The organism is Fimbriimonadaceae bacterium (assembly GCA_019638795.1).
GTDB lineage: Bacteria > Armatimonadota > Fimbriimonadia > Fimbriimonadales > Fimbriimonadaceae > JAHBTB01.
In genome coordinates this window covers 48,564-65,218 of the sequence record JAHBTB010000006.1, presented here as the reverse complement: position 1 = coordinate 65,218, position 16,655 = coordinate 48,564, and the positions used below count along the sequence as shown (strand labels likewise).

18 protein-coding genes are annotated in these 16,655 nt (G+C 63.2%); 11 read left to right on the top strand and 7 right to left on the bottom strand.

Annotation, left to right across the window (positions count from 1 at the left end):
* Positions 1–41: 41 nt before the first annotated feature.
* The 4 genes from uvrB to KF857_08665 are packed head-to-tail and all read left to right on the top strand — an operon-like array spanning position 42 to position 4,115.
* Complete coding sequence (gene uvrB / locus KF857_08680; GenBank protein ID MBX3112069.1) at positions 42–2,117, top strand: excinuclease ABC subunit UvrB; 2,076 nt, start codon at positions 42–44, stop codon at positions 2,115–2,117.
* A 48-nt stretch (positions 2,118–2,165) separates the two neighbouring features.
* A complete protein-coding gene (locus KF857_08675; protein MBX3112068.1) occupies positions 2,166–3,254 on the top strand; it encodes an aromatic ring-hydroxylating dioxygenase subunit alpha in 1,089 nt (362 codons plus the stop codon).
* A complete protein-coding gene (locus tag KF857_08670; protein ID MBX3112067.1) occupies positions 3,251–3,625 on the top strand; it encodes a DUF423 domain-containing protein in 375 nt (124 codons plus the stop codon). The genes KF857_08675 and KF857_08670 overlap by 4 nt, the downstream gene beginning before the upstream one ends.
* Positions 3,626–3,677: 52 nt before the next feature.
* Entirely contained in the window at positions 3,678–4,115 is a 438-nt protein-coding gene (locus KF857_08665; protein ID MBX3112066.1) for a thioredoxin family protein, read from the top strand.
* Positions 4,116–4,171: 56 nt separating this feature from the next.
* Here the strand turns inward: KF857_08665 and KF857_08660 are convergent, their stop codons facing one another.
* From KF857_08660 to KF857_08650, 3 genes are read right to left on the bottom strand one after another with little or no spacing between them, the layout of a single operon-like run.
* Positions 4,172–5,362, bottom strand: coding sequence for an aminotransferase class V-fold PLP-dependent enzyme (locus tag KF857_08660; GenBank protein ID MBX3112065.1), 1,191 nt, complete (start codon positions 5,360–5,362; stop codon positions 4,172–4,174).
* Entirely contained in the window at positions 5,359–6,228 is an 870-nt protein-coding gene (locus KF857_08655) for a tryptophan 2,3-dioxygenase (GenBank protein MBX3112064.1), read from the bottom strand. Before KF857_08655 ends, KF857_08660 begins: the two co-directional genes overlap by 4 nt.
* A gap of 13 nt (positions 6,229–6,241) precedes the next feature.
* Positions 6,242–7,690 (bottom strand): family 10 glycosylhydrolase, encoded by a 1,449-nt coding sequence (locus KF857_08650; protein ID MBX3112063.1) that lies wholly within the window; start codon positions 7,688–7,690, stop codon positions 6,242–6,244.
* 198 nt (positions 7,691–7,888) lie between these two features.
* Here KF857_08650 and KF857_08645 point away from each other — a divergent pair, with 198 nt between their 5' ends.
* From KF857_08645 to KF857_08630, 4 genes are all read left to right on the top strand, one after another.
* Positions 7,889–9,625 (top strand): tryptophan 7-halogenase, encoded by a 1,737-nt coding sequence (locus KF857_08645; GenBank protein ID MBX3112062.1) that lies wholly within the window; start codon positions 7,889–7,891, stop codon positions 9,623–9,625.
* Positions 9,626–9,959: 334 nt separating this feature from the next.
* Entirely contained in the window at positions 9,960–10,841 is an 882-nt protein-coding gene (locus tag KF857_08640; GenBank protein MBX3112061.1) for a prepilin-type N-terminal cleavage/methylation domain-containing protein, read from the top strand.
* A gap of 60 nt (positions 10,842–10,901) precedes the next feature.
* Positions 10,902–11,222: a hypothetical protein gene (locus KF857_08635; GenBank protein MBX3112060.1), complete on the top strand. Its 321-nt coding sequence runs from the start codon at positions 10,902–10,904 to the stop codon at positions 11,220–11,222.
* Positions 11,223–11,317: 95 nt separating this feature from the next.
* Positions 11,318–12,058 (top strand): hypothetical protein, encoded by a 741-nt coding sequence (locus tag KF857_08630; GenBank protein MBX3112059.1) that lies wholly within the window; start codon positions 11,318–11,320, stop codon positions 12,056–12,058.
* On the opposite strand, the gene KF857_08625 is transcribed toward KF857_08630, so the two are convergent.
* Positions 12,055–13,251, bottom strand: coding sequence for an amidohydrolase (locus tag KF857_08625; protein MBX3112058.1), 1,197 nt, complete (start codon positions 13,249–13,251; stop codon positions 12,055–12,057). The two genes, KF857_08630 and KF857_08625, sit on opposite strands and share 4 nt — an antisense overlap.
* 29 nt (positions 13,252–13,280) lie before the next feature.
* On the opposite strand from KF857_08625, the gene KF857_08620 reads away from it, so the two are divergent.
* From KF857_08620 to KF857_08610, 3 genes are all read left to right on the top strand, one after another.
* Positions 13,281–13,634 (top strand): TfoX/Sxy family protein, encoded by a 354-nt coding sequence (locus tag KF857_08620; protein MBX3112057.1) that lies wholly within the window; start codon positions 13,281–13,283, stop codon positions 13,632–13,634.
* 53 nt (positions 13,635–13,687) lie between these two features.
* A complete protein-coding gene (locus KF857_08615) occupies positions 13,688–14,164 on the top strand; it encodes a hypothetical protein (GenBank protein MBX3112056.1) in 477 nt (158 codons plus the stop codon).
* Positions 14,165–14,634: 470 nt separating this feature from the next.
* On the top strand, positions 14,635–15,594 hold the full coding sequence (locus tag KF857_08610) for a hypothetical protein (GenBank protein ID MBX3112055.1): 960 nt from the start codon (positions 14,635–14,637) through the stop codon (positions 15,592–15,594).
* A 181-nt stretch (positions 15,595–15,775) separates the two neighbouring features.
* Here the strand turns inward: KF857_08610 and KF857_08605 are convergent, their stop codons facing one another.
* The 3 genes from KF857_08605 to KF857_08595 all read right to left on the bottom strand — a co-directional run bounded on the left by KF857_08605 (position 15,776) and on the right by KF857_08595 (position 16,645).
* Positions 15,776–16,075 (bottom strand): hypothetical protein, encoded by a 300-nt coding sequence (locus KF857_08605; GenBank protein ID MBX3112054.1) that lies wholly within the window; start codon positions 16,073–16,075, stop codon positions 15,776–15,778.
* A complete protein-coding gene (locus KF857_08600; GenBank protein ID MBX3112053.1) occupies positions 16,030–16,338 on the bottom strand; it encodes a hypothetical protein in 309 nt (102 codons plus the stop codon). Before KF857_08600 ends, KF857_08605 begins: the two co-directional genes overlap by 46 nt.
* 121 nt (positions 16,339–16,459) lie before the next feature.
* Positions 16,460–16,645 (bottom strand): DUF1738 domain-containing protein, encoded by a 186-nt coding sequence (locus tag KF857_08595; GenBank protein ID MBX3112052.1) that lies wholly within the window; start codon positions 16,643–16,645, stop codon positions 16,460–16,462.
* Positions 16,646–16,655: the final 10 nt, after the last annotated feature.

The window sequence follows — 16,655 nt, the reverse complement described above, 5'->3', positions numbered from 1 at the left end:
ACACATGGCTACTCGATTCGGCGTATGATGTTCGCAGGCCTATGTCTGCGACGATCGTCCGCTATGACGCCCCCTACGCGCTGAGCCAGGATTTCACCCCCAAGGGTGACCAAGGCACGGCGATCGAGGGCCTGCTCGACGGTCTGGACTCGGGATACCGGTTCCAGACCCTCTTGGGTGCGACGGGCACGGGCAAGACCTACACGATGGCCAACGTCATCGCCCAGTCGGGACGACCTGCCTTGGTGATGGCCCACAACAAGACCCTGGCCGCTCAACTGTGCCAGGAGTTCCGGGCGTTTTTCCCCGAGAACTCGGTCGAGTACTTCATCAGTTACTACGACTACTACCAACCCGAGGCCTACGTCCCCCAGACCGACCTCTACATCAGCAAGGACTCAAGCACCAACGAGGAGATCGAGCGTCTGCGCCACTCCGCGACCCAGGCCCTGCTCGAACGGCGGGACGTCGTGGTCGTCGCCAGTGTCAGCTGCATCTACGGCATCGGCTCGCCTGACGTCTACGCCGACTCGGTCGTGACGTTCGAGACGGGCGTGGAGTACCCCATGGACGAAGTGCTCCAAAGGCTGGTGCGCATGCAGTTCGTCCGCAACGACGTCGCCCTGGACCGCGGCGCGTTCCGGGTGAAAGGCGACCTGCTGGAGATCCAACCCAAAGACGAGGAGATCGTCACGAGGATCGAGTTCTTTGGCGACACCATCGAACGGATCCGCCTGGTCGATCCCTTGACCCAGGAGGTCATCGACCAGCCGACCAAGTGCAGCGTCTTCCCCGCCACCCACTACGTCACCCCGTTTGAAAAGATCGACATGGTGCTGGAGCAGATCCAGGAGGAACTCGCCCAGCAGGTCGCGCTCTTTGAGTCGCAGAACAAACTGCTTGAGGCCCAGCGGCTCCGGCAACGCACCGAGTTCGACCTGGAGATGATCCGCGAGGTCGGCTACTGCAACGGCATCGAAAACTACTCGCGCTACTTCGACGGCCGCAAGACCGGGGAACCTCCGTACACCCTCCTCGACTTCTTGCCCAAAGACGCGGTGGTCTTCATCGACGAGTCACACCAGACGCTGCCCCAGGTCAGGGCGATGTTCAACGGCGACCGTCAGCGCAAGTCGGTCCTCGTGGACTACGGCTTCCGGCTGCCCAGCGCGCTCGACAACCGGCCGCTGAAGTTCGAGGAGTTTCTGGAACGGGTGCCCCAGGTGGTCTTCGTCTCGGCCACGCCCGGCCCCTTTGAGACCGAGCACGAGAGCAACCGCGTCCAGCAGGTCATCCGGCCGACCTACGTCGTCGACCCCGAAGTCGTCGTCCGTCCGACCAAGGGTCAGATCGACGACCTGATCGGCGAGATCCAGACGCGGGTCGCCAAGAAGGAGCGGGTGCTGGTGACCACGCTGACCAAACGGATGGCCGAAGACTTGACCGGTTACCTCCAGGACCTCCACGTCAAGGTGAACTACATCCACAGCGAAGTCCATTCCCTGGACCGGCCCGAGATCCTGCGCGACCTACGCCTTGGCGTCTACGACGTCGTCATCGGCGTCAACCTCCTCCGCGAGGGCCTCGACCTTCCCGAGGTCACCCTCGTGGCGATCCTCGACGCCGACAAGGAAGGGTTCCTTCGTTCGGAGACCTCGCTGATCCAGACCATCGGCCGCGCCGCCCGCAACGTGGACGGCAAGGTGATCATGTACGCCGACACGGTGACCGGCTCCATGGAGCGGGCCATCGAGGAGACCAACCGACGCCGGGCCGTCCAGCAGGCCTACAACGACACCCACGGGGTCGCCCCGACGACCGTCCTGAAGGAAGTCCGCGAGACCGTCCGAAGTTACGACGCGGTGGCCGAAGTCGTCGCCCAGTACAGTGTCGAAGGTGAAGCCAAGGCGGGCCAGGCCGGCAGCCCGATCCGGGTCGAAGACATCCCCATGCTCATCGACAAGCTGGAGAAGGACATGAAAGACCTGGCCCGCGCCATGGAGTTCGAGAAAGCCGCGGCGGTCCGCGACGAAATCGCCGAACTACGTAAGACGATGGGCCTCAGCGAGGGCCGGATCGGAGTCGACAAACGGAAGATGCGTCGCCGAGGCCGGTGAGACCGACACGGTTCCCGGACGAACTGCGCCTCCCGGTATCCTCACTTCATGCGTCGCTTTGAAGTCGCCGAGGAGTTGTGCCGTGCCTCGACTCTTCCGAGCGCGTTCTACACCGACCCGGCGGTGTTTGAAGAGGCCAAAGAAAAGGTCTTTGCCCGTACTTGGCAGTGGGTGTCACCGGCCGAGGCGGTCAAGGTCCCCGGGCAGGTTTTTCCCTTTACTCTCCTTGAAGGATGCCTCGACGAGCCTCTGCTCCTGACCCGCGACATGGACGACACAGTGAGGTGTCTGAGCAACGTCTGCACCCATCGCGGCAACCTGGTCTGCGAAGGCGCCGGGAACGAGCGCAGCCTGCGTTGCCGCTACCACGGTCGGCGGTTCGGGCTCGACGGGAAATGCACGTTCATGCCCGAGTTTGAGGGAGTGGAGGGGTTCCCTTGTCCCGCCGACGACCTCCAGGAAGTGCCGCTGGGCCTCTGGCGGCAATTCCTCTTCACCTCTCTGGCACCCCAGGACGCATTGCCGGACGTCTTCCAGGCGGTGGAACAGCGTGTCGGATGGATGCCGGTCGAGCAGTTCGTCTTCGCCCCTTCCCGCGCCCGCGACTACCTGGTCAAGGCGCACTGGGGGCTGTACGTCGACAACTACTTGGAAGGCTTCCACATCCCCTACATCCACGCGGCATTGAACTCGACCCTCGACTACGGGGCGTACACCACCGAGCTCTTCGCCCATGGCAACCTCCAGTTGGGGGTCGCCGGAGACGGTGAGCCCTGCTTCGACCTCCCCGCCGGGTCTCCCGACCACGGAAGGCGGATCGGGGCGTACTACTACTGGCTCTTCCCCAACCTGATGCTCAATTTCTATCCGTGGGGACTCTCGGTGAACGTCGTCCGCCCCCTCGGCCCCTCCCTCACCAAAGTCTCGTTTCTTCCGTTTGTCTGGGACGAGGGCAAGCTGGACCAGGGGGCCGGTTCCGCTCTGGACCGCGTCGAACGCGAGGACGAGGCGGTCGTCGAGATGGTCCAGAAGGGGTTGAGGTCCCGATTCTATGACCGGGGGCGGTACTCCGTCCAGCGTGAAGGCGGCGTCCACCAGTTCCACCGCATGGTCGCGGCGGCGATGGAGAGGCCATGAGGGCGGCGGCCGGCGTGGCCTTCGCTAACCTGGCTTTGGCGGTGATGTTGGGCGCCTTCGGCACCCACGCGCTCCAGGAACGTCTTGCCCCCGACCAACTCCAGGTGTGGCGGGTCGGCCAGAGCTACCACATGGGTGTCGCGGTCGCGGTGCTCGCCCTGTTCGGCATGCCCTTTCTGACGGACAAGGCGAAGCGGGGCGGCGCATGGGCGCTCTTGGCCGGGACCGTGCTCTTTGCCGGAAGCTTGTATGCCCTGGCCCTCGGTGCACCCCGTGTCGCCGGCGCCATCACGCCGATCGGTGGGGCGACTTGGATTGTCACCCTCCTTGTCTTGGCGGTGGCGGCGGTCCGTGACAAGGGCAAAAAATAGCGCGGGACCCTGGAACAATCCCAAGTCTTGTGGTATTTCAACATTTGGGAACATGAAAAAGATCTTCGCCGCCGTAGCCCTGCTGGCCGTCGCCGCCTTCGCGACTGCCGCCGACACCTGGACCAACGATTACGCAAAGGCCGTCGAGATGTCCAAGAAGTCGGGCAAGCCGATCTTGGCGTTCTTCACCGGCAGCGATTGGTGCGGCTGGTGCAAGAAGCTGAACGCCGAGGTGCTGGTCACCAAGGAGTTCGCCACCTGGGCCAAATCGCACGTCATCCTTCTTGAGCTCGACTACCCGCGGGCCGTCAAGCAGAGCGATTCCTTGAAGCGCCAGAACCAAGCCCTGCAGCAGAAGTACAAGATCCAGGGTTACCCGACCGTCCTCTTCCTGAAGGCTGACGGTAAGGTCATCGGCGAGTACGGTTACGATGAGGGCGGCCCCAAGAAGTGGATCGCCAAGGCCGACAAGATTTTGAAGAAGGCCTGAGTCAGCGCCGCTGACATGAAGTACCGCCCCTAGCGACTGCTAGGGGCGGTTTTTCCTTACCTCCAGACTTTCGCCGCCACGCGCACCGCGACGTCGAGTTCGTCGTCGGTCGTGAGGATGTCGGGCCCGAACCGGACGAACGCCCCGCGAGCGTCGGTGTTGACCCCGTTCTCCCTCATCTCCTGGGCTGCCGACGACGGCGCAGGGTGGCCCACACAGACAAATGCTCCGAACTGGTCGGCGTCCTCCCCGCCCAAGACGGGAATGCCGGCATCCAGAAACTTGGCCCGCAACCGACGGGACATCCTAAGACCGTGATCTCTCAACCGGTCGGGACCGATCTGCCGGGTGAACTCCAGCCCTGCCCGTGCCTGAAACACGGGCAATACGGCTGGGGTCGACTCCAGCCATCCGTCCCCGCCCGGCTTGCGCTCCGTCTTCTCGGGCCGGGCGTAACCGAACGTGTCGGCCTTGGCAAACCATCCCGTGTCCAGGGTCCGGGGGCCGCCTGACGCCAGGTGGCGTGGGTGCACGGCCAGCCAGCAACAACCGGGGCCTCCCCGTAGGTACTTGTAGGATCCACCCATGGCAAAGTCGGCCTGGCCGACGGCATAGGGCAAGACGCCGACCGCATGGTAGGCGTCGACGAGCACCTGGGTCCCCCGCGCTTGGCATTCATGGACGAGGGTGTCCAAGCCGGAGACGACCTGGCCGGTCATGAAGACCACCGCGCTGACGACGACGAGGTCGGTGCCTGGCGTGACCGCCTCGACCAATTGTCCGACGTCCACCCACGGGGCCCCACCCTGGCGACCGGAGGCCACGAACCGCACGTCGGCCCGACCGGCCTCGTGGTACGACCGGAGGACAAAGTCGATGCTGTCGAACTCGACGTCGGTGGTGACGACATTGACCCGGCGTCCGGTGGGGAACGAGTTCAACACCGCCCGAAGGGCCTGGCCGCAGCTGGCCCGCGGGACGACCGCGTCCCCAGAAGGGAGCCCGACCAAGTCGGCCACGCCAGCCCGCCACGAGTCCGACTCCGCCATCCACGCGTCCCACGCGGAGTCCATCTCCCCGTACCAGGAGGCGACACCCTCCTGGACGTCCGCCTCGGTGCGGTCGAGGGGACGGCCCAGGGAGTGGTTGGCCAGATACACCTCGTTTCGGGCCAGCACCCTCGTGAACAGGGGGTTGACGTGGCGCTCGACATACGCGGCGTCCATCGGCCCCGGGGGCAGGTTCAACGACCGATCTCCGTCCGCACGTCCCACAGCTCGGGGAACAGGCGGATCTTGAGGGCTTGCTCCAGGAACCGGGCCCCCGAACTCCCTCCCGTGCCCATCTTGAACCCGATGATCCGCTCCACCGTCTTCAGGTGCCGGTACCGCCAAAGAAGGAAGTACTCCTCGACGTCGACCAGCTTCTCCGCCATTTCGTAGGCGTCCCAATGTCGGGCGGGGTCGTCGTACACCCGCTTGAAGGCGGCCACGACGGCAGGATGCGAGGCGTACGGTCGGCTCCAGTCCCGGTCCACGGCCTCCGCAGGCAAGTCAAACCCCCGACGGGCGAGGAGGCGCAGAAACTCGTCGTAGACGCTGGGCGAATTCAACTCCGTCTGGAGCTCGTCGTAGACCTCGGGCCGGTGTCGGAAGACGCTGACAGCGTCGGCGTCCTTGTTACCGAGCAGGAACTCGACGAGCCGGTACTGGTGCGACTGGAAGCCGCTCGCCCGACCCAAGACACCCCGGAACTGGGCGTACTCGGTGGGGGTCAACGTCTCCAGGACGGCCCACTGCTCAAAGAGCATCCGCTGGACTTGTTTCACCCGGGCAAGGACCTTGAAGCTTGGCCCAAGGTCGTCCTCCTGGACCGACCGTCGGGCGGCGCGGAGTTCGTGCACGACAAGCTTGAGCCAGAGTTCGCTCGTCTGGTGCTGGATGATGAAGAGCAACTCGTCGTGATGGGGCGGGTCGCTCAAGGTCTTCTGCGCACCGAGAAGACTGTCGAGACAGAGGTATCCGCTGTAGTCGAGCCGGCCGGTGAAGTCGGTCTCGATCGTCGGTTCGAGGGGGCGCGAGCCCATACCGTTCCAGACGTGCCTTCTGCGCACTGCGCGTCGGCCTTTAGAACCCGGCGTCGGCCTGGCCGTCCAGCATGGGGAAGTTCCAGACCGCCTCACCGCGCCGGTCGGCCCTCAAGCGGGCCCGGCGGACTTTGTCGATGAGTCCGGGCACGTTGTGGGGCGCCTTGGCTGGCTTGGCGAAGACCTTGGCGAAGACCGGCCAAAACTTGTCGATCCCGTGGGAAGCGTCGAAGACCATGACGCCTTCGCTGTTCGTCGTCGCCGCGCGGAGAGCGGTCTCCAGTGCGGCGGGACGGTCGGTGTAGTCCGTCAGCATGACGCCTGCGTACGTCCACGTGGCGTCATAGGCGGCGGCGACACTGACGAGGGCCCCCGCCTCCACGGTGAAGCCGACCGGCTTGCCGCTGGCCTGGGCCGAGGCGACGGTGGGGGTCGGATAGTAGCACCCGGTGACGAGGAGGTCGAGCCACGGGGCGAACCCGGCCTTACGGTAGTCGCTGGTGAGGAACGGGAATCCCGCCCGGTTGTCGGGCGACCCGTAATTGCTGCCGAACTTGTAGTAGTGCCCGTATGACGAGCCGGCGTAGACGCCGAAGGAGGCAGCGGGACGGGCTCGCTTGAGCACGGCCCGGGCGCGTGTCACAAACGACTTGACCGCCTCGGCCCGGACCACCAGCCAGTCCTGGAAGTACTTGCCGGGGATGATCGTCGTCGACTTGTCCGGTTGGTGGCGGACGGTGTAGACGTCCTCCGGCCATGCCACCGCACCGACCTTTCTCTCGAGGGCGGACCTTGCCTCGGGGCTGAACCCGCCGTCAAGGCCGGTGAACCGGAGCCGGTCGTCGAAGAGCAGGCCGTCGATGGGGTAGCCCCGGGCCACCTCGTCGACCATGACCAGGACATGGTCTCTGACCAATTGGTCAAACGGGTTCATCATCAGGGGGATCTGGTTTTGCACGGCGCCCGAGGGCCGGAACGTGTAGGCCGCCTTCGTCGGGTCCATCGGATCGGGTTCTGACCGAAGGACGACGGCCTGTCGTTCCGGCCACCGGTAACCCGGCCCGGCGTCACCAAACGGGCTGTCAGGCTTCCCCACCGCCGCCTTCGCGTAACTGTGCCCTTCACTGAACGCGTTCATCGAGACGCAGACATTGAGGCCGACGTGGTGCCCGGCCTGCAAGACCTCGGCCAGCGGGTTGTATCCGGGAGGGAACGCGACGCCCTTCCAAGAGGTCAGGGGGGCGGCGAACTCTGACGGGTAGAGCGTGCGGCCGACGATCGGCTTGATGTCGTACACCACGGTGTTGAACCCGACGTCCTTCGCCTGCTTCATAAACCGGCCGAGCCTTGCCCGGTCGGCGACCAAGTCGATGTTCGCGGTGCCGTCGATCCAGAGGAGCCTGCCCTGCAACCCGCGGTCGCGCGCGGCGCGATAGGCAAAGCTCGGCTCGGTGAACTGGGGCAGGCTGCGCCATGGCAGGATTGCCATCACGGCGAACGTGACTAAGGACACAGCCCGGTTTACCTGGTCCAGGTCTCAGGTGGCCGGGTTGCGCCAATGGGACTTCTGGCCCACTGGCAGAGCCCGACTTGGTGAACCGATTCAGCAAAGTTCTCGCCCATTGCGGCGAATCTGCAAAAAAGCTCTTGTGGTGAACCGGTTCAGCGGATAGAATCCAGCGTGAAGATGCGTTGCGACGTGGCGATCATCGGAGGCGGGCCGGGCGGTAGCACTTTGGGCTCGTTCCTGAGGCGGTATGGCCAAGGGCTGGACGTCCGCATCTTCGAGCGGGACAAGTTCCCCCGCGACCATGTCGGCGAAAGCCAGTTGCCGCTCACGTCCCACTTCCTTGCCGAGATGGGTTGCTGGCACAAGGTCGAGGCGGCAGACTTCCCCGTGAAGGTGGGGGCGACCTATAAGTGGGGCGTCACCAACGAGCTGTGGGACTTTGACTTTATCCCGCCCGCCCGCTTGGCCGACATGCAGCGGCCCGGAGACTTCGAAGGGCCACGCCAGTTCACCGCATTCCAGGTCGACCGCGCGGTGTACGACAAGATCCTTCTCGACCACGCGGCCGAGTTGGGGTGCACCGTCTATGAGGAGACGAAGGTGACCAAGGTCGCCCGCGAGGGCGACCGCGTCACCCACCTGACCCTGGACTCAGGCGAGACCGTCGAGGCCAAGCACTACATCGACGCCTCAGGGCATGTCGGGGTGCTCCGTCGCGCGCTCGATGTGCCCGTCGAGGTCCCCACCAGCCTGCAGAACATTGCGGTCTGGGATTACTGGCAGAACGCCGACTGGGCTGAGTCGATCGGGGTCGGCGGCACGCGCATCCAAATCATGAGCGTCGGATTCGGATGGCTGTGGTTCATCCCCCTCGGCCCGACGCGCACCAGCGTCGGACTGGTCATGCCGGCCGAGTACTACAAGAAGTCCGGCAAACGTCCAGAAGAACTCTACACCGAGGCCTTGGCCATGGAGGACCGCATCGCCGCCCTGATGCGCGACGCGGTGAGCGAAGGCAAGTTCACCACCACGAAGGACTGGTCGTTTTTGGCCCGACGCCTCTATGGGGAGAATTGGTTCTTGGTGGGCGAGTCGGCGGGCTTTGCCGACCCGATCCTGTCGGCGGGCCTGACCATCACCCACGCGGCGGGCCGGGAGGCCGCTTTCACGATCCTTGAGTTGGAACGCGGGCAAGAGGACCCCACGTGGCTCAAGAACGAGTACGAACGGCTCCAGTTCAACCGCGTGCGCAACCACATCCGGTTCGCCGACTACTGGTACTCGGCCAACGCCCAGTTCAAAGACCTCCAGGACTTCACCAAGGAGGTCGCGGAGATGAACGGCCTGGACTTGGCCCCGGACAAAGCTTGGGCGTGGCTGGCCCAGGGCGGGTTCATCGACGACGACCTCACCGCCGGCCGGGCGACGTACTCTGTCTCGGCGATCAAGGGCCTGGGCCAGCACCTCTCGCCCCTGGACGTCACCGACCCATTGAGCACGAACAATGTGTTCACTCTCGCTCTAGACGAGTCCGAGATCATCGAGCGTGCGCGTTATGTGGAGGGCGAAGTCCGACGCTATCAAGCTTATTTCCGCAACGGCCGGATGTTCCCTCTCGAAGGCCCGTACATCTTGATCCATGATGTGCTGCAAAAGTATCAGAAGCTCCCTGAGATCGGCGCCGAGATCAGGCGCGTCGCAAGCCTCAATCCCGACAACCAGCATTTCCAGAAGTTCATCTTGGGACAGGTGACCGTCGCGTTGGAGGCTCTCATCCATTCGGGCTGGGTCGTCCCCTCTTATGATCCAAGCCTACCGCTCTTTCCGCGGGACACTGAGTTCAAAAACATGCACTGGCACATTGATCTTGACAACCCCGTCCGGATGAGTAAAGAAGTCGCCAAGAGCACATAAAAAGACCAATGGAGAAAGCAGACGAAGAAGCCTTTTCCAGATAGATATATACAATATCTCTCATTGACAAGATGAGAGTCATGTCACAGTGATGTACCGGGCCGAATATTCGGCTCTTGATCGGATCTTTGCTTTGCCTGTAGATTGAACTCTTATCGAGTGATCATGCGTCGTCAAACGACACAGTTTTCAACATTTCTTCTTGCGAAATCTAGCAACCTATGATATAATGCGACCAGTTGGCTTGCGCACGCCTCGATGGCTGCGGCCAGGTGGCGGTAGACGTACCGGCGACGGCACAGACGCCCCGCCTCATTCCAACGGTGGGATATCGATGAAACGAAAGAAACGAGCCTTTACCCTCATTGAGCTGCTGGTGGTCATCGCGATCATCGCGATCCTGGCGGCCATCCTGTTCCCCGTCTTCGCCCAGGCGAAGATGTCAGCGAAGACTGCCGCGGGTCTGTCCAACGTCAAGCAGTTGGCGGTCAGCAACCAGCTCTACTACGCTGACTACGACGACACCCGCATGGGACGCCAGCAGATCGACGACAGCACGTGCATGAGCTACCGTCAACTGACCGACCCCTATGCCAAGAGCTCCGAGATCTTCACAGATCCTGTCAACCCGCTCGCCCGCTACTACGAGGGCTTCTCCGACCAAGCGATCCGCAACGTGATCTGCCCCGTGACCTCGGCGCCGATCGGCAACCTCAAGCGGTACCGCCGCGGCTACGACTGGGTCAACCTCTTCGGCGCCCGCGGTAACGGCGGGTATTGGGACGGCCACGGCCTCAGCCTGAGCGCGGTGGACGCCCCGGCGTCCACCGGTGACATCGCCGAAGCCAGCAACCTCTTCGCCGACCTTGGCCCGTTCGCCGTCTGGCACACGCCGGTCGACGACGACACCTCGTGGCTCGGCGCGGGCATCGCCCCGGTGACCGGCGGCGGATGGAACAACGGCAACGGCGGCAAGTACGGTGGAAAGGCGATGAACGTCGCCTACCTCGACGGCCATGCCAAGCGGACGAGCTACTCGTCGATGTGCGGCCCGTGGATGTCCGTCACCGCACCGGGTGGCACCGTGACGGTCACCGACCCCGCCTACAAGACCTTCTGGAACTTCTCGATCGACGAAATCAACGCGACGGGCCAAGGTTGGATGGCCGGCGCGGTCGAGCAGTACTGCCAGACCTTGCCGAACGAGTTCAAGTAAGGCACACCGGGCCGCGCCCCGCCTCTGGTCGGGGTGCGGCCCAAGACACGAACACGATCTATGAAGAACCTGGCTATCGCCGTCACTGCCGCCGCCTTGGTGCTGAGCGGGCTTACCTTGGTCGGTTGCGATGATAAAGTCCCTCCGGCCGAGTCTCCGGCCCAGGAGAAGGCCCGCGCCGACAACGGCACCAAACTCCGGACCTACTTCGACAAGTGCAACGGCAATTTCGACGCCCTGAGTCCGACGGACAAGGCCGAGGTTGTCAAACTCGTCGGCACGGAAGACAACGCCCGCAAGGCGTTTAGCTACATGGTGCCTAGCCGAGGTGCCGGGGCAGCCCCGGGGGGGCCGCCCGCGAGCGGCCCTGGCGTCCGCTGACTTCGACCTCACCTCTCCCGCCCAAGTCCCTTGGGCGGGAACTCGTTCATCCGGGCCTGGCGGAAACAACCCGTCGGTGACGTCGTCCAAGATGTATGGAACGTCCGCCTGTCTCCAATTTTGCCAAGTTGGCGGTGATCGGTGTCGGGGCATTCTTGGGTGGATACGCCGCCAACCTCGGCCCGAAGCCGGCCCTCGCCCAGATCAGGTCGCTACCCTCCCAGGGTAACCCTCGGGTCCAGCCCACCTTCACCGACACGTTCTTGGTGCCGCCTCAGGGCGTGCGGTTTGTCAATTCGGAGGGTCGCCCGGTCATGGTCTTGGCCGCCCAAGGCAGCCAATCGACGCTGGCCCTCTTCGACAGCAACGGAACGCCGTCGGTGACGATCGCGGCGGGCAACGGTGGCATGGTCAACATCTCCACCGCCACCGGGGCGCAGATCAAGGCAAGCTCGAACAACCGGGCGAACGTGGTCTCGCTGGACGCTTCGGGACAAGGCACCGGCATCTCTTTGGAGCGCGCGGGGCGTGACTCCGTGGTGCTGAAGGACGACGCTGCGAACGGCTCGCGATTAAGCATGGCGAACCGGGCCGGCCGCACCGCCCTGGAGATTCTGTTCTCGACCAACCGGGGGACACTCTCCATGTCCGACGACAGCGGTCAGCCCCTCGCGACGCTCGGGTTCACCGGCACCAACGGCACCATGGAGTTGAAGGACTCCAAGAAGAAGACCTCCAGCCAGATCACCGGGGAAGGCAAGGTCACCCTCACCGAAGGAGACAAGACCCTGTGGGTCGCCCCGCCTGCGGACAAAGGCGGCGGATCCGGGGACTAAGGGGACACTTCGTCAAGGGCCAGGCGGCACATGATCTCGATCGACTGGGGCAACACCGCGTCATTGAAGTCAAACCGTGGGGTGTGGACGCTGGCCGGGCTATCGTCTCCTGGCCGCCGTAGGCCGACGAGGAAGAACGAGGCAGGCGCATAGGCGCCATAGAAACTGAAGTCCTCGCCCCCCATGACCGGCGTCTCCTTCTCGCGGAGGTTGTCGGCCCCGACCACGTCACGGCAGACCGTGCGGAACCGGTCGGTCGCCCAAGGGTCGTTGGCGGTGACCGGATAGCCGACGTTCCAGTCGATGTCGGCGGTGCATCCGAACGCGGTGGCCACGGCCTCAACGACCTCATAGAACCGAGACCGCCCGAGGACCCGGGTCTCCGGCTTCAGTGTCCGCATCGTCCCGACAAACTTCATCGACTCGGGGATGATGTTGTGGGCGGTGCCCCCGTTCACCGCGCCGACGGTGAAAACGATCGAGTCTAGAGGGTCGACGCTGCGGGAGGCGATCGTCTGCAATGCGGTCAAGATGTGCGCGGTCGCGACGACGGGGTCTTTGGCCAGGTGAGGCGCGGCGGCGTGACCCCCCCGCCCCTTGACCGTCACGCGGTAGTCGTCGGTCGCCGCAAGGAGCGGGCCGGTGCGCGTCTGGATCTCGCCAGCCCGGACCTCGGGCCACCCGTGCAGCCCGTACACCACGTCGGCCTTTGGGCCAAGGACCGATCCGTCGAGGGCACCCTCCTTGCAGATAAGGTCGCCGCCCGCCCCGCCCTCCTCGGCGGGCTGGAACACAAAGAGGGTGTGGTTACGTCGGTGGGCCTCGCCGGCCAGGGCCCTCACCACGCCGATCAGGTTGGCAGTGTGGCCGTCGTGGCCGCAGGCGTGCATCTTGCCGGCAGTCTGGCTCGCGTACGGCAGTCCGGTCTCCTCGTGGATCGGCAGTGCGTCCATGTCCGCCCGGAGAGCGACCGTCTTGGCCCCTTCGGGCTCGGTCGCCGGCAAGTAGCCGAGGACGCCCGTGCCCTTGGCGAGCCCGCCGACAAACTGCACCCCGACTTTCTCCAACTCCCGGCGCACGACCCCGCTGGTGCGGTGCTCTTCGTACATCAGTTCGGGATGCTGGTGCAGGTCGTGGCGGATCTCGGTGATGTAGGCGTGGTCGGCCAGGACACGCTCGCGCAAGGTCGGCATGGGGCTACTTTACCGGGCACAATGTCGCCATGGCCGACCACACTGCCGTCGAGAAGTACGCCGCCCTTTGCACGGCCCTGGGAGAGATCCGATGGCGGGCTATGTTCGGCGGACACTGCCTCTATTGCGACGGCTTGGTTTTCGCCATCGTCGACGACGGGAAACTCTGGATCAAAGTCGACGCGGAGAATGCCAGGGCCTTCGACGAAGCCGGGGCCGCCCCTTTCACCTATCCTCTCAAGGACGGGACACTGCAGGAGATGCGGTACCGCCTCTGCCCCGACACATCGTCGGCCGAGGCCGTCGAGCCGTGGGCCAGTCTCGGGGTCGACGCGGCCCGCCGTGCGGCTGCCCGGAAGGGGAAGAAGAAGCCCAAGAAGTAGCGCATGCCCACCGGTTGGTTGACTTGTCGCACCGGCGCCACCTGGACAGCGTCATGAGCGGACAAGGTCAGGGACGGTGGGATTGGTTGAATGTCAAGGTGGAGGGGGCCGACCTTGTGGCGCGAGGCGTGCGGGCGACCCACTTTGGTCATTCCCGTGACCGGGAGGACAACGGCATCGGCTCGGGCGGCTGGCCCGTCGCCGCCCGTCCGGACGTGCCCGTCGTCGCCTTGCCCTACCGTGTCCCCGGCCACCGACAGTTCAAGGATTCGCCCCTGCCACGGCTCGCGGTCAAGACTCCTTCAACACCGGGCGCGGCGGTGCGCGTCTTCTGCCCTGCCACCGGCCGGTCGGTGCTGGCCGAACTGGCCGACCTGGGGCCGAGCCTTTACGTCGGGCGTGGTGCCGCGCGACGATACCTGCACACCGGCATCGACCTCAGCGAGGCCACCGTCCATGCCCTCGGCCTGACCCTCGACCAAGGGGTGTACACAGTGGACTTCCGCATCGTCGGTGGGGCCGGCCGGTGAGTGTCGGCGCGGCTTTACCGACTTCGGGCCACAACTGAGCTTTTGGAGGAGAGAGTGGGAATACCCACACAGGGAACCTAAACCTTCTCCGACCGACTCGAAGTGTACCAGCGGTTGAGTCTGCGCTCGACGTGAGGGCGAAGACAACGTGAGTACAGACCTGCGTACAAATCTGGCTCACGGAACCGCTTGCAGCAAAAGCTGCAAATGACTGACCGAAAACAATCGAAAGCGCATGACAGACCCCGTGTGCGAGCATACGCCACAGGGCATTTCGAATACCGAGAACGAGTGGGCGCAACAGGTCGAGTGACCAGATTTGCGTACGGCTACGTCTTCTCGAAGCACCCACTACCCAACGGGCTGCGCAAGCATTACGCTTCCGGGAAAACGAAAACGCAGGCAGAGCTGCTCGTGCAAAAGCAGATGCTCATGACGCCGAATGGCAGTTCAGGAACGGAGTGGCTCCCATGGTCGTTCCGACGCTTCGCCAAGCACTGACCGAGCGCCACTTGCACAACGATCAGCCATTCACTTCCTTCAAGAAGTACCCCTCGGTGGTTGAGTACGCATGCACCTTCCAGCCCTTGGGGGTTGGCAGACCGCTTGGGGACTACCTATTGAACGAGATTCAACTGCATCATCTGGAGCCGATGTATCGAGCCTGGTGCAAAAACCATGTCGGCCAAAGTCAGCCGTTCATGCGGGACATGCTCAACGGTCTTTTCAATCGGCCCATCAAGCTACGCAACGTTTCCGACAATCCAGCGGAAGACTTGCCAAGGGCGAAGCGAAGAAAGACTCGGAAGAAGCTGCAAGTCAGCGACGGCGACTTGCAGAAGTTGTTCGATGCCGCCGACATTCGCCTGAAAGCGGCACTGGTTCTGCTTCGGCGAAGTTTGCGGGCAGGAGAGGCACTTGCTGTGACCGAGGACTCCATCAAGGGCAGCATGCTCACCGTTTCTTACCAAGTCAATGACCTTTGGAATCCGAACGGTGCTGAATCAAGGAGCGTGTGGGGACTCGCAAAACTCAAGCACGACGCCGAAGAAAAGAGCTTCGAACTGACTCAGGCTGACCTCGACATCCTTCATGAATCCCTGAAGCTAGCCAAAGCAACAAAGGTTTACAACGAGGTGACCCGGAAGTGGGAGAGCCACAGATTCGTCGTGCCGAACGCCAATGGAGCGGACTGGCATTATAACAACTTCCTCTTTTGCGCTCAAGGAGTTGACCGACAAGGTCGGGGTTCCTTTAGACCCCACGATGGTCGTCGGCTCTATGCCACGGGATTGATGCGCACGGAGTCGGTGAGCCCAGATGCCATCGCCAGAGCATGGGACATTCCACGCTTGACACGACAATGCTGTACTTGCGGGGCAGCGATGAGAATGAAGCAAGGGTCAACGATGCCGCAGGACGCCAGGTGACGCAGGCTTTCGGGTTGCAGAGCAGGTAGCTGTGTCTCTGTAAACCTCGACCTAAACTCGGGTGGATTTCTCCAACCGGTCGATGGTATTCTGACTTTAAGTCGAGTGACTTACGACTTCAAGTCAGTCTCCATTGAACCTGGGCGAATCGCTCAACTCAGAAAACTCAGAGTTCGAATCTCTACATAGCGACTAGCTCGCCCGTCAGCCGAGGTTCTGGCTCCCAGTTGCCATCATGATGACCGTCGCCAAGAATCCAATCAACTGCCCTTTGAGCTTGCGATGAAGCCTTAATGATGAAGCTCGCATCAGACTTCAGTGCCTTGCTCGACCACGAGTTGATGTAGTTCGTTGTCGGCGACAGATTCTCGATGCCTGCCTCGCTACAGAGGAATGCCGCCCCAATCTCAGCCAAAACCTCTTCACTACCGTACTCTACAGAGTGAAAGTCGATGCCTGCGTCAAGGGAGATTCTACCCAAGCGGGAAGGGTGACCGTCGAATGGATAAGCTCGTGATAGAGCGTTCCGTTGCACGCCTCTGGGGTCTCAAAGTCTCGCATGTGGGGAACCACCACTGCGTCTCGAACAGGATAATATGCCGCCTGCTCGGTGCCGAAGTGAAGAGTTGGGCAGTCTCTGTATCCAGCGACGTTTCGCTCTGCAGCTTCGAACCCGCAGCCCTGAGCTTGAGCAATTGAGCCGCTCGGCAACTCAAGCCCGTTGCACTGCTCGACGTTGAACACGGTGAAAGCTCGGCAAACAACTCGCTCCTTCCCCGTCACCTCGTCTTCAACGTCCGACCATAACATCACCGTTGAACCCCTCTCGCCCTTGCAAACGGAACCGCCGAGAGCCCTTGCCTGGTTAAGGTGAGGCATCGGTGGTGAACTCTCTGAGCGAAAGCAAGACCCTATTGATTCCTCTATAGGGTCTGTTGGTCACTGCATTGCATGGTCGTCGAACAGCCCACGGCTTTTCCCACGGCAGCACGCTGCCCGCCTCGATTGCCTGGATGTCTTGGTCGGTGATTCTTTGATAGGTGCTCTTCACACCTGTGTAT

Excerpts from the sequence above, each read along its gene's own strand:
- uvrB (MBX3112069.1), top strand. The coding sequence starts at position 42 with ATGTCTGCGACGATCGTCCGCTATGACGCCCCCTACGCGCTGAGCCAG.
- KF857_08675 (MBX3112068.1), top strand. The coding sequence starts at position 2,166 with ATGCGTCGCTTTGAAGTCGCCGAGGAGTTGTGCCGTGCCTCGACTCTT.
- KF857_08670 (MBX3112067.1), top strand. The coding sequence starts at position 3,251 with ATGAGGGCGGCGGCCGGCGTGGCCTTCGCTAACCTGGCTTTGGCGGTG.
- KF857_08665 (MBX3112066.1), top strand. The coding sequence starts at position 3,678 with ATGAAAAAGATCTTCGCCGCCGTAGCCCTGCTGGCCGTCGCCGCCTTC.
- KF857_08650 (MBX3112063.1), bottom strand. The coding sequence starts at position 7,690 with ATGGCAATCCTGCCATGGCGCAGCCTGCCCCAGTTCACCGAGCCGAGC.
- KF857_08645 (MBX3112062.1), top strand. The coding sequence starts at position 7,889 with ATGCGTTGCGACGTGGCGATCATCGGAGGCGGGCCGGGCGGTAGCACT.
- KF857_08640 (MBX3112061.1), top strand. The coding sequence starts at position 9,960 with ATGAAACGAAAGAAACGAGCCTTTACCCTCATTGAGCTGCTGGTGGTC.
- KF857_08635 (MBX3112060.1), top strand. The coding sequence starts at position 10,902 with ATGAAGAACCTGGCTATCGCCGTCACTGCCGCCGCCTTGGTGCTGAGC.
- KF857_08630 (MBX3112059.1), top strand. The coding sequence starts at position 11,318 with ATGGAACGTCCGCCTGTCTCCAATTTTGCCAAGTTGGCGGTGATCGGT.
- KF857_08625 (MBX3112058.1), bottom strand. The coding sequence starts at position 13,251 with ATGCCGACCTTGCGCGAGCGTGTCCTGGCCGACCACGCCTACATCACC.
- KF857_08620 (MBX3112057.1), top strand. The coding sequence starts at position 13,281 with ATGGCCGACCACACTGCCGTCGAGAAGTACGCCGCCCTTTGCACGGCC.
- KF857_08615 (MBX3112056.1), top strand. The coding sequence starts at position 13,688 with ATGAGCGGACAAGGTCAGGGACGGTGGGATTGGTTGAATGTCAAGGTG.
- KF857_08610 (MBX3112055.1), top strand. The coding sequence starts at position 14,635 with ATGGTCGTTCCGACGCTTCGCCAAGCACTGACCGAGCGCCACTTGCAC.